Source organism: Promineifilum sp. (SeqCode) (assembly GCF_041918635.1).
In the GTDB taxonomy this organism is placed as follows: Bacteria; Chloroflexota; Anaerolineae; order Promineifilales; family Promineifilaceae; genus Promineifilum.
On sequence record NZ_JAYRVJ010000025.1, the window covers coordinates 1 to 10,924 of the forward strand.

Consider the following 10,924-nt stretch of genomic DNA (forward strand, 5'->3'; position numbering starts at 1 on the left):
AGCCGCCGGCGGTTTCGCGGAGGAAGAGAGATATTTTGTCCACAGCACCCAATACTCTGGCAGCCCCGTCTGCCACCAGCGAGAAATGGCTCCACTGTAACGGGCCGCAACTGCGAAAGATGGCCCGCGCCGGTCTGATCTGGCTAGAGCAGAACCGCGACCACGTCAACTCGTTGAACGTGTTCCCCGTCCCCGACGGCGACACCGGCACGAATATGCTGCTGACCATGCGTTCGGCCTACGCGCGCGTCGAGGCCAGCGAGGAGCGCTACGTTGGCAAGGTCGCTGCCCAGTTGGCGCAAGGGGCGCTGATGGGCGCGCGCGGCAATTCGGGCGTCATCCTGAGTCAGATTTGGCGCGGGTTGGCCGCCGGTCTGAGCGGCAAGGAAACCTTTAGCACCATCGACCTCGCCCACGCGCTGCAAAGCGCCTCCGACACGGCCTACAAGGGGGTCATGCGGCCGGTCGAGGGAACGATCCTGACGGTCATCCGCGAGGGCGCGGCTGAGGCGACCGATGCCGCCCGCAAAAGCGACGACTTGCGCTTCATGCTGGAGCGCGTCATCGAGCGCTGCCAGCAGGCGTTGGAGCGAACGCCCGACCTGCTGCCCATCTTGCGTCAGGCGGGCGTGGTTGATTCGGGCGGGCAAGGGTTGGTCTATATCTTGCAAGGCATGCTTCGTTACACCGACGGCCGGCTGCCGCTCAATGGGCCGACCGCCGAGCCGGCGCCTGTTGCCCTGCCCGCCCAACCCGCCGCGCCGCTGCCGGCCCAGGCGCACGCCGTGCCGGAAGGCGGCGAACTGGAGTTCCCCTACGACGTGCAATTCATCCTGACCGGCCGCAACCTCAACGTGGCCGAGGTGCGGGCGCGCATCGACGCCATGGGCGACTCGACGGTTGTGGTGGGCGATGAGAACGCCATCAAGGTGCACGTGCACGTTAAAGACCCCGGCCAGCCGTTGAGCTATGGCATCGGTCTGGGGCAGATCATGGACGTCGTCGTTGAGAATATGCAGGAGCAGATGGAGGAAATAGTCCACGCCGCCGCGCCGGCCGTTGCTCCGGCGCCGTCCGTCCAACCGGGGCAGGTGGCAGTGGTCGCTGTGGCCGGCGGGGCAGGACTGGCTGGCATTTTCCGCAGTCTGGGCGCGGCCTATGTCGTTAACGGCGGCCAGACCAATAACCCCAGCACCGAGGAGATCTTCCAGGCCATCGAGCAACTGCCGACAGATAAAGTCATCGTCCTGCCCAACAACAAGAACATCATCCTGGCCGCCGAGGCGGCCCGCGATCTCAGCGCCAAGCAGGTCGCCGTCGTCCCTAGCCGTTCCGTCCCCCAGGGCATCACCGCGCTGCTGGCGCTGAACCCCGACGCGGAAGTGTCGGTCAACGCCACGACGATGGAACGGGCGCTGTCCCTGGTACACACCGGCGAGATGACCCGCGCTACCCGTTCGGTCGAGCTGGACGGCGTGACGGTCAAAGAAGGTTCGATCATCGGTCTGGTCGATGGCCGCCTGTGCAGTTCCGGGACGGACGAGCGGGTCGTGCTGGATGAACTACTGGAGCGGCTGAACGTGGACGAGTGCGGCCTGGTCACGGTCTACTACGGCGCGAACGCGACCGTCGAGGGCGCGACCGAGGTGGCCGACCACATTCGCCGGCGCTACCCCGACGTTGAGGTCGAGGTTGTGGCGGGGGGGCAGGCGCACTATTTCTACATTCTCGGCGCCGAGTAGCGGCGTCGGTGGCGGCCCCGTCCTGGCGGCGGCCCGATCCGGACGGATGCGAATGGGAGCCAACTAACCATATGGAGCGAGCATTGAAGCGACTCGAGCGGGTGCTCGAGTTAGAGAAACAACAAGGCTATCAGAACAAGGCGGTTGTCGGCGGCATCCGGCAGTTTGCTGTTTTCTGGGTGACGCAGGCGCGCGAGGAGGCCGTAGACGAGGCCGATCTGGGCCTGGCGGAACAGGTATCGGATGTCCTGATGGAGTACAACCGCCTGTCGGGCGCGGAGGCGCGGGCGCGGGCCATCGATTCGCTGCTGGCTGGCATTCAGCGCCGCCGGGCGCGCCATCTCGAAGCGCCGCCCGTTCCGGCCGCGCCGCCGGCCAAGCCTACACCTCCGCCCGCTGCCAAGCCCACGCCGCCCCCCGCCGCCAAACCGGCTCCTCCGCCACCCGCAAAGGCGACCCTGCCACCGGTCGCCCCGGTGGAGCCGGCCCCGGCCCGCCCGCCCGTCACCGCGACGGTCGAGGCCGCGGCTGAGCCGGAGCTGGAAGAGGTGGAGGAAGAGGCCGCGCCGCCGCTGCCCGAAGTGGACGAGGCCCACGAACCCGACCGGCCGCCCCTGGAACCCGACCCGCGCGGCCTGGCCCAGCGCGTCACCATGCTCAAGGGCGTCGGCCCCAAGATCGCCGAGAAGCTGGAGCGATTGGGCGCGTCCACCATCTGGGAACTGCTACACCTTTTCCCGCGCCGCTACGACGACTACACCCTGCTGCGCCCCATCAGCAAGTTGCGCTACGGCGAGCAAGTCACGGTCATCGGTACTATCTGGCAGACGCGGTCGCGGCGCACGCGCACGAACCAGCCCATCATAGAGTGCATCGTCAACGACGGCACAGGCACGGTGCAGGCCACCTGGTTTAACCAGCCGTGGTTGCTCGACCAGTTGCCGGCCGGCATGCAGATCGTGCTGAGCGGCAAGGTGGAGATGTACCTTGGCCGGCTGCTGTTCAACTCACCGGAGTGGGAGCCGGTGGAACTGGAGCCGCTGCGCACGAGGCGTATCGTCCCCATCTACCCGCTGACCGAGGGACTGAATGCCGCCAAGATGCGCGAGATCATGCAGCGCACGGTGAAGGAGTGGGCTCCGCGCGCCCCCGACCCGCTGCCGGCTCCCATCCGCAAGCGGCGCGAGCTTTACTCATTGCCTTTCGCTCTTCAGCAGATGCACTTCCCCGACAGTCAGGAGGCCATGCGCCGGGCGCGGCAGCGGTTGGCCTTTGACGAGTTGTTCCTGCTGCAACTGGGCGTCCAGCGCCAGCGGCGCGACTGGCTGGCCCATCCCGGCTTGCCGCTGGCGATCAGCGATGAACAGTACGCCGCCTTTACCGACGCGCTGCCCTACCAACTGACTGCCGCCCAGCAGCGCGTCGTCGAGGAGATACGGGCCGATCTGGCCCAGTCGCGGCCGATGAACCGGCTGCTGCAAGGCGACGTCGGCTCGGGCAAGACGGTTGTGGCCGCGGCGGCCATGGTCGCGGCCGCCTGGGCCGGGGCGCAGGCGGCGCTGATGGCCCCGACCGAGATTCTGGCCGAACAGCACTACCGCGGCCTGCGGCGGTTGCTGGAGCCGCTGGGTTTGCGCGTTGCTCTATTGACCGGCAACACGCCGGCCGCCGAGCGCCCGCCTATCCTGGCCGGCCTGGCCGACGGCAGCATCCACATCGCCATTGGCACCCACGCCCTCATCCAGCCGGCGGTCACGTTCAAACAACTGGGTATGGCTATCGTGGATGAGCAGCACCGCTTCGGTGTGGATCAGCGCGCGGCGTTGCGCGAAAAGGGGCCGCGCGCTGGCGAGGATGCCATCAGCCCGCACTTGCTGATCATGTCGGCCACGCCCATCCCGCGCACGCTGGCCCTGTCGCTCTACGGCGATCTCGATCTGTCGGTGCTGGATGAGATGCCGCCCGGCCGCCAGGAGATCAAGACCCGCTGGCTGCGCGCTTCGGAGCGCGAACGGGCCTACAGCTTCGTCCGCCGCCAGACGGCCGAGGGACGACAGGCTTACATCATCTATCCACTGGTCGAAGAGTCCGACACCATAGACGCGCGCGCCGCGGTGGAGGAGTTCGGCCGGCTGAGCACCCAGGTCTTTCCCGACCGGCGACTCGGCCTGGTGCACGGGCGATTGCGCTCCGACGATAAGGAGTCGGCCATGCGCGCCTTTGCCGGGCACGAGACGGACGTACTGGTGGCGACGTCGGTCATCGAGGTTGGCGTGGACGTGCCCAACAGCACGGTCATCGTCATCGAGGGGGCCGACCGCTTTGGCCTGGCCCAGCTGCACCAGTTCCGCGGCCGGGTGGGGCGGGGCGAGCACCAGTCCTACTGCATCCTCATCGCCGAGGACGTGAGCAACGAGGCTGAGCAGCGCCTGGCCGCGCTGGAGGCGACGAACGACGGCTTTGTACTGGCCGAGCGCGACCTGGAGTTGCGCGGGCCGGGCGAGTTTTTCGGCCGGCGACAGAGCGGGTTGCCGGAATTGCGGCTGGCCTCGCTCTTGCACGATGTGGCGGTACTCAAGATGGCCCAGGAGGAGGCGGCCGCATTGTTCGCCGCCGACCCGCAACTGGAGCAGCCGGAGCATCGCTTGCTGCGGCAACGACTGGATGCGTTTTGGGCGGAGGCGGCCGACCCCAGCTAGATCGATTCAGACGCTATGCCCCGTCTGTGGGCGGGCGAAGCGATAGAAGGAGGGAAAGATTTGCAAATACGAGCCGTCTACCCCGGAACGTTTGACCCCGTTCATTATGGTCATCTCGATTTGATGCTCCGGGCGGCCAACCTGTTCGAGGAGTTGTACGTCGCCGTCTATGACCACCGGCGGCCCACCAAATCGGTTCTGTTTTCGATTGACGAGCGCGTGGCGATGATCCGTGAAGCGCTGGACGGCCCCGGCAACATCACCATTATGCCCTTCACCGGGCTGCTGGTGAACTTCGCCCAGCAGATCGAGGCCCGCGTCATCATTCGCGGCCTGCGCGTCTTCTCCGACTTCGAGTTCGAGTTCCGCTCGGCGCTGGCCAACCAGCGGCTCGCGCCGCAGATCGAGACCGTCAGTCTGATGACGCGGGAGGAAAACTCCTTCGTCAGCAGCAGTACCGTGCGCGAGATCGCCTCGCTGGGCGGCGACGTATCGAGCATGGTTCCGCCCAACGTCGTCCACAGTCTCAACGCCCGTTTCCGCGCCGACGACCCCAACTTGTTCTCCGGCGCGCTGCCGCTTCGTGATTAGGTGAGTACGTATGGACATTCAACATCTGGTCGACCGCCTGGAACAGGCCCTGAACGAGAGCACGCGCGTGCCCCTCAGCGCGTACATACTGGTCAATGAGGAGAAGGTCTATAGCTTGCTCGACCAGATGCGCGTGGCCGTGCCGGAGGAGATCAAGCGCGCCAACCGCATCGAGGCTGAGAAAGAGCGCATTCTGGCCCAGGCCAAAGAAGAGGCCGAGCGCATCCGCGAACTCTCCCGGCAAGAGGCGAATGAGTTGGTGAAGCGCGACGCCATCGTCAACGCGGCGCAACACCGCGCGGAGAACATCGTCGAGCGCGCCCGCCGTGACGCCGAGGCGCTGCGCCAGGACGCCGACGTCTACATCGTGGAAGTGCTGAACAAGCTACAGGAAGACCTGGAGCGGACGCTCACCGTCGTGCATAACGGTTTGGCTAAAGTCCAGGCCGAACAGCAGGCCGCCCGGCAGGCCGTCGGCGAAGCCGAATACAACGGCTGAAAAGAAAGCTCACGCAAAGAGCGCAAAGCTTTCCAAGAACGCGAAGGAAGAAAAGATCTTCTTTGCGTTCTTGGTATTCTTTGCGCTCTTTGCGTGAGCCTCTTAATTCCGGGCGAAGCTGTAGCCCACACCCCGCTGCGAAGTGATGTAGCGCGGCGAGCCGGGCTGGCGCTCGATCTTGCTGCGCAGCCGATGGATGTAGACGCGCAGCCGGTCTTCGTAGACGGTCTCCAGCGGCCAGAGCCGGCGCAGGATGAAGTCGGTCGTCACGGTCTGGCCGGCATTGCGCATCAGGATGTAGAGTAGCTTGGTTTCCGTGGGGGTCAGACTGATGGTCTCGCCGTTCACGCGCACTTGCTGAGCGGGGAAGTTGACGGACAGATTCTCATCGACCGTGGTCTCGGCCGTCAGCGTGTAGGCGAAGTCACCAATGCGGCGCAAGACGCGGCGCACCCGCGCCACCAGTTCCCCCGGATTGAACGGCTTGGTGATGTAGTCTTCGGCGAACTGGTCGATGGTCTGGATAATCGTCTCGTCTTCATTGATGGCCGTCAGCATGATGATCGGCAAGTCGGAGAATTCCAGGACGCTCTCGCAAAACTGAAAGCCGTTCATGCCGTAGGGCATCTCGATGTCCACCAGGGCGAGATGGGGCAGCCCTTGGCGGTGGATGTGTTCCAGCCCTTCCTCGCCCGACGTAGACGTGGATACCTGGAAACCGGCTTTCTGTAACGCGGTAGAGACCAGACGCAACAAGGAGTGATTGTCGTCCAGAACAAGGATGCGATAGGCGCTCTCGTCAAAACTGGATGTCATGCCAGCTAACCCGTAACTCTTAACGGTACTGATTGAGTTAGCAGGAATCGCCGTTGTCATGTGACTACCAGGTAGGCTCCGTTGGTGACTGCGTTCCTACAAAGACTTGCCTTCCCAACCCTTGCCCTAATCCTCCTATCCCAGCCCCCACAGACATTCTAACAGACACGGCGCGCGGACTCAAGCGCTTTTCATACAACTCAACGTCTTTTCACGGAATGTTCTCTTGACAGCGGTCAGAATAGCTAATTCTGGCTACGCGCCGACCGAAGATAGCGCGCGATGATGTCCGGCTGGCAGCGCAACGCGATGTAGGTCGCCAGCGCGGCGACCAGAATGGTGGCGATGTTGACGAAGAAGGTGGCGATGCGCCATGCGGTTGTCTGGCCGTCGGGAAAGCCCTGGATCAGGGCGATGCCGAACCAGACGGGAAAGGAGGTGAACTGGGCCGCGCCGGCCACGGCGATGAACTCACGCCGTCCCGCCTCGTCGGCCGTGTCCAGCCCGGCCACCACACCGACCAGCAGGGAGATGATGAAATTCGATTGCAGCGTGCCGAACTGGTCGTACTTCATCGGCCCATCCATGGCAACGGCGACCAGCACGCCGGCCAGGATGGCGATGAGCGTGCTCAGGCCCATAATCAGCGCGCCGCGCCGCGCCAACTGCCAGTCGCGCATCCAGCCGCCGAAGGCGACGGCTAGGTCTTGCGTCAGGAAGGGGGTGAAGAGCAAGGCGATGATGAGGATGGTCATGTCAGCCTCCATCAGGCCGTAGGCCACGAGCAGGGAAGAGACGATAGCCCGCCCCAGATAGGCGGCGTTGACGTGGTTCTGCATCCACAAGTCCTGCAGGATGGAGGTGGACGAGATCTTCATCGGCCGGGTGACCAGTTCCGGCGGCTCGCTGGAGATGACGGCCATCACCTCGTCGGCCACGATGGTGAAGTCGGCCGGGTTGTAGAAGGGAGCGGACATGACTTTCTGAATGAACTCGGCCGCTTCTGGCGCGGAAACCTCAATGGAGACCACGTCCTGCTCCCGGTCAGGGCCATAGGTGTAGGCTGACGAGACGGATGCCTCGGCGATGCCTATCTCCAGGGCCAGCCGCGCCACCTGTTCGCCCTTGCCCTTGGGCGTGTTGACGGTTACCTCTTGCATGACAGTACTCCTTCCACTAAGAGATAGAACGCGGCAAGGATAAGGCCCGTCGCGACACGGTTTCAATAGACCGGCGATAGAATTTTTGGGGCGTGGATATAGTCCTGGCGGGCGTGAAGAATGGGACGTTGATGGATGCAGATACGCCGCTGATTTTCGCTGGTGGGAATGAGCACCCCATTCTTCTATTGACAGGTCAACCGCCACCCTTATACTGGGCCTAGCTTTGAGAATCCCAGACTGAGCCACCCGCCTGCCAACACCGACCGCTCTCTATCCAGCTCAACGTGTGGCATTGCGGAGCCACAGGAGAGATGTCAAGATGAAAATCACGTCCCGCGTGGAAAACAGGGAAGGGCAACATCACGTCACGCTGTCTACCAACGACAACGTCCACAGTCTGACCATCCCACCCAGGGCAACGGGGTTTGGTTCCAGCGTCAACGGGGGCGAGTTGTTGTTCCTGGCCCTGGCGACCTGTTACTGCAACGACATCTACCGCGAGGCAGCCAAGCGCGGCATCCAGGTCGAGCGCGTCGAAGTGGAGGTGGAGGGGGATTTCGGGGCCGAAGGTGAGCCGGCTACCAACGTCACCTACCGCGCCCACATCACATCTCAGGCCGGCGACGATGAAATCCGCGAGCTGATGCGGCACACTGACCGGATGGCGGAGGTTCAAAACACGTTGCGAGTGGGGACGGCTGTGACCTTGGTGGAGTAGAGAATTAAGAGGAACACAGAGAGACACTGAGAACCGATGTCTGCATCGGCCACAGCGTTCCACGGAGTAAGCGATACGCTTCTCTGTGTCTCTCTGTGTCCGCCCTCTGTGTTCCTCTTTCTTTACACCGTAGTAAGGAGTAATGATGGATACCAATCAACCAACACCGAAGACCATCGACGAGTACATCGCCGGCTTCTCGCCGGACGTTCAGGCGATCCTGCAACAGATCAGGGCGACGATTCGGGAGGAAGCCCCGGAGGCGCGGGAGACGATCAAGTACCAGATGCCGACGTTCGTGCTGAACGGCAACCTGGTTTACTTCGCCGCCTTCAAAAAGCACATCGGCTTCTACCCGACGCCGACGGGAACGGAACATTTCCAGAAAGAAATATCCGGCTATAAGGCCGGCAAAGGCTCGATCCAGTTTCCGTTGAGCGAGCCGATGCCGTTTGAGTTGATCCGGGAGATCGTGAGGTTTCGGGTGGAGGAGAGTAGGGAGGCGGCGGAAGCGAAAAAGAGAAAGAAATAGTGTGCGTTCGTGGCGGCAGGGCGGGGGCAGAATGGTTGTTTGACTTGGTTTGCATGGTGGCTTTTCTCTCGGAACGATTTTTTAAATGCTAGTTACACAATCTGCGGAATGAATGGTTAGCTCAGGAGGATGTTGATAGCCGTGAACATTGAGAGTCAGATAACAATCATCATTGTTACCCAGATTGTCACAATAATCTCGCTATTCGTAACAAACTACATTTCTAGGCGTCAGGCAGCCCAGGTGCTTCAGGACGAGATAAAAACCCGCAAGCGTATTGAATATCTTGAACGTCAGCTTACCGAGTTCTACGGCCCTATTTCCGCACTGCTTTCGATCAACAAAGGTATCTTGAAGATTACATACGATCCTGACACAGGAGTCTATGCTAAGGATGTTCCGCCGGAGTTTCTGCGCGAACTGAAAGAGACGGTGATGATTCCAAATACAATAGCAATAGTAGAGATTATCAAGGAGAACTTTCACCTAATTGACAGTTCCATCGTCCCATCCCACATGGTGAACTTCGTTGTGCACGCTCAGGTATGGCCGATCTATTCGAAACATGGCATTGAGCGTAAGAAGTATCTTGACCGCTTTCGATTTCCTCAGGAATTCGCCGAGTACATTACTGCCACTACAAATACACTCAAAGCAGAGTATCTTTCACTTGTTGCACCTCGAGGCGGTACTTCCGAGGCAGGAGCACGAAATTTGAGTAGTAATGTGGATGCAAAGTAAAACTGATCTGACCTACCCAAGAGAGCATGTCCAACTCATGTATAGGGCGGTCAGAGGTAGTTGTCAGATCGCCTGCATCCACAAATAGTGTAGAGGGCACCAAAGACCCTAGCCTCCACATCCCGTTTGGTCTGAAATCTAGGTGCAGACCATGACTCTGGCTAAGGCGATACAATCAGCGCCAAATCTCATTTGACGTACCGCGCCTAAACCCCGACAATTCGCTTGTACGCATTGAAATGTAGACTCTACTCTGGAGTACTCTATATAGTGCGGCATGTGCAACTTCTCGACAAACAGAGATGTATCGACTGTATTTTGACACTTGTATTCTTAACGACACATACCCCTTGCTACAAGTTGAACAAGGCGGCAGCGTGTGCGATCGGGATGTTAAGACGCCGATATTTCGTTGGGCAGCAGAATATGTTGCTCTCTATCATTTACTTGACTTGAATGATCAATGGGAACTTGAGTTTGGAACGTCTGAGACTACTTTGCAGGAGATTTCCAGATTCCGCGCTACGGGAACGCCTGCTCGTGAAAAGGAGTCTTTTCTTGACGATATTGCCAGCACTCTATTCGAGAACTTCTTGGAGAAATTCAAGGCTGAATCTAAGCCAATTTCACCTCAACTCCTACAACGGGTGCGCAGTTTACTAGGTCATGAAGCTGATTCCATGCAAATCTGCCAAGCAATTCAGGGTGGATGGGAATTCTTTATAACGACTGACTTTAGCACCATACTTGTACATCAATCCGCACTCGAAGAGTTAGTTTTCAAGACGCATGGATATCAGGGTATGCTTTGGCCGCAGGGTGCATGGGAGCCAGTAGTAGAAAGACCGGGCATCAAAGCAAGAAGCCCCCTTCAGTTCCTAGAACAAGACCTGTCATTGCCTTTGCCATTGCTGCTCCGAACGCTGTATGGCTCTTGGATAGACCACGATGAGTTCCTTGCCCAAACAGCCAAGACCCTGCTTGCATTACTGAAACACGAAAGTTAATGGAACGCCAACACCTTACAGAGTATCAGATGCGCGTATTACCTTGATCATTTCAATCTCTGCGCCGTTTCTTATCATTTAAAGACCGACTATTCTAGTTGACGAAACCGGTGCCGGCGTTCCACGACGAAGGTTCTTAATAACGGGCCAATTGTCCCTCAAGCAGGAAATAAACATCCATTTTGCTTTGTAATCTGGGGCTTCAACATCGTGATCATCATCGGCCTACTTGACCGGCTGACGTGGGCATTCCTGCCGCGCCGGCCGGCGACGCTGGTCATCATACTCCTGCTGGCGCTCTACGCCGTTCTGGTGGGGGCCGCGCCGTCGGTGGTGCGGGCGACGGTCATGGGCAAGCTATCCCCAATGTCTTCGAGTAGTCGGTCTTCTCGCTGGTTGACACCCCCTCTAACCGC

Annotated in this window: 11 protein-coding genes; 9 read left to right on the forward strand and 2 right to left on the reverse strand. The window is 60.5% G+C overall.

All coding sequences use genetic code 11. The features are described from left to right. The first annotated feature begins 119 nt into the window (after positions 1-119). The 4 genes from ACE3UY_RS00930 (at position 120) to ACE3UY_RS00945 (ending at position 5,531) form a co-directional block, all read left to right on the forward strand. Positions 120-1,742 (forward strand): DAK2 domain-containing protein, encoded by a 1,623-nt coding sequence (locus ACE3UY_RS00930; protein WP_374685680.1) that lies wholly within the window; start codon positions 120-122, stop codon positions 1,740-1,742. Between the two features lie 83 nt (positions 1,743-1,825). Beyond that, positions 1,826-4,441 (forward strand): ATP-dependent DNA helicase RecG, encoded by a 2,616-nt coding sequence (gene recG / locus ACE3UY_RS00935; RefSeq protein ID WP_374685681.1) that lies wholly within the window; start codon positions 1,826-1,828, stop codon positions 4,439-4,441. Between the two features lie 60 nt (positions 4,442-4,501). After that, positions 4,502-5,032 carry a pantetheine-phosphate adenylyltransferase gene (gene coaD / locus ACE3UY_RS00940; protein WP_374685682.1) on the forward strand — a complete coding sequence of 177 codons (531 nt, stop codon included), beginning with the start codon at positions 4,502-4,504 and terminating at the stop codon, positions 5,030-5,032. Between the two features lie 10 nt (positions 5,033-5,042). Then, positions 5,043-5,531 carry a hypothetical protein gene (locus ACE3UY_RS00945; protein ID WP_374685683.1) on the forward strand — a complete coding sequence of 163 codons (489 nt, stop codon included), beginning with the start codon at positions 5,043-5,045 and terminating at the stop codon, positions 5,529-5,531. Between the two features lie 102 nt (positions 5,532-5,633). On the opposite strand, the gene ACE3UY_RS00950 is transcribed toward ACE3UY_RS00945, so the two are convergent. Continuing rightward, complete coding sequence (locus tag ACE3UY_RS00950) at positions 5,634-6,347, reverse strand: response regulator transcription factor (RefSeq protein ID WP_374685684.1); 714 nt, start codon at positions 6,345-6,347, stop codon at positions 5,634-5,636. Between the two features lie 245 nt (positions 6,348-6,592). After that, a complete protein-coding gene (locus ACE3UY_RS00955; RefSeq protein WP_374685685.1) occupies positions 6,593-7,507 on the reverse strand; it encodes a hypothetical protein in 915 nt (304 codons plus the stop codon). 322 nt (positions 7,508-7,829) lie between these two features. Between ACE3UY_RS00955 and ACE3UY_RS00960 the strand changes: the two genes are divergently transcribed. From ACE3UY_RS00960 to ACE3UY_RS00980, 5 genes are all read left to right on the forward strand, one after another. Beyond that, the gene (locus ACE3UY_RS00960; RefSeq protein WP_374685686.1) at positions 7,830-8,228 is read left to right on the forward strand and encodes an OsmC family protein; all 399 of its coding nucleotides are present in this window, start codon (positions 7,830-7,832) and stop codon (positions 8,226-8,228) included. A gap of 145 nt (positions 8,229-8,373) precedes the next feature. Further along, positions 8,374-8,760 (forward strand): iron chaperone, encoded by a 387-nt coding sequence (locus ACE3UY_RS00965; RefSeq protein WP_374685690.1) that lies wholly within the window; start codon positions 8,374-8,376, stop codon positions 8,758-8,760. Positions 8,761-8,901: 141 nt separating this feature from the next. Next, the gene (locus ACE3UY_RS00970) at positions 8,902-9,501 is read left to right on the forward strand and encodes a hypothetical protein (RefSeq protein WP_374685687.1); all 600 of its coding nucleotides are present in this window, start codon (positions 8,902-8,904) and stop codon (positions 9,499-9,501) included. Positions 9,502-9,803: 302 nt separating this feature from the next. After that, positions 9,804-10,508, forward strand: coding sequence for a hypothetical protein (locus ACE3UY_RS00975; RefSeq protein WP_374685688.1), 705 nt, complete (start codon positions 9,804-9,806; stop codon positions 10,506-10,508). A 210-nt stretch (positions 10,509-10,718) separates the two neighbouring features. After that, positions 10,719-10,924: ComEC/Rec2 family competence protein (locus ACE3UY_RS00980; protein ID WP_374685689.1), on the forward strand; the 206-nt coding region annotated here is incomplete at its 3' end.

Excerpts from the sequence above, each read along its gene's own strand:
- ACE3UY_RS00930 (WP_374685680.1), top strand. The coding sequence starts at position 120 with ATGGCCCGCGCCGGTCTGATCTGGCTAGAGCAGAACCGCGACCACGTC.
- ACE3UY_RS00945 (WP_374685683.1), top strand. The coding sequence starts at position 5,043 with ATGGACATTCAACATCTGGTCGACCGCCTGGAACAGGCCCTGAACGAG.
- ACE3UY_RS00950 (WP_374685684.1), bottom strand. The coding sequence starts at position 6,347 with ATGACATCCAGTTTTGACGAGAGCGCCTATCGCATCCTTGTTCTGGAC.
- ACE3UY_RS00955 (WP_374685685.1), bottom strand. The coding sequence starts at position 7,507 with ATGCAAGAGGTAACCGTCAACACGCCCAAGGGCAAGGGCGAACAGGTG.
- ACE3UY_RS00960 (WP_374685686.1), top strand. The coding sequence starts at position 7,830 with ATGAAAATCACGTCCCGCGTGGAAAACAGGGAAGGGCAACATCACGTC.
- ACE3UY_RS00965 (WP_374685690.1), top strand. The coding sequence starts at position 8,374 with ATGGATACCAATCAACCAACACCGAAGACCATCGACGAGTACATCGCC.
- ACE3UY_RS00975 (WP_374685688.1), top strand. The coding sequence starts at position 9,804 with ATGTATCGACTGTATTTTGACACTTGTATTCTTAACGACACATACCCC.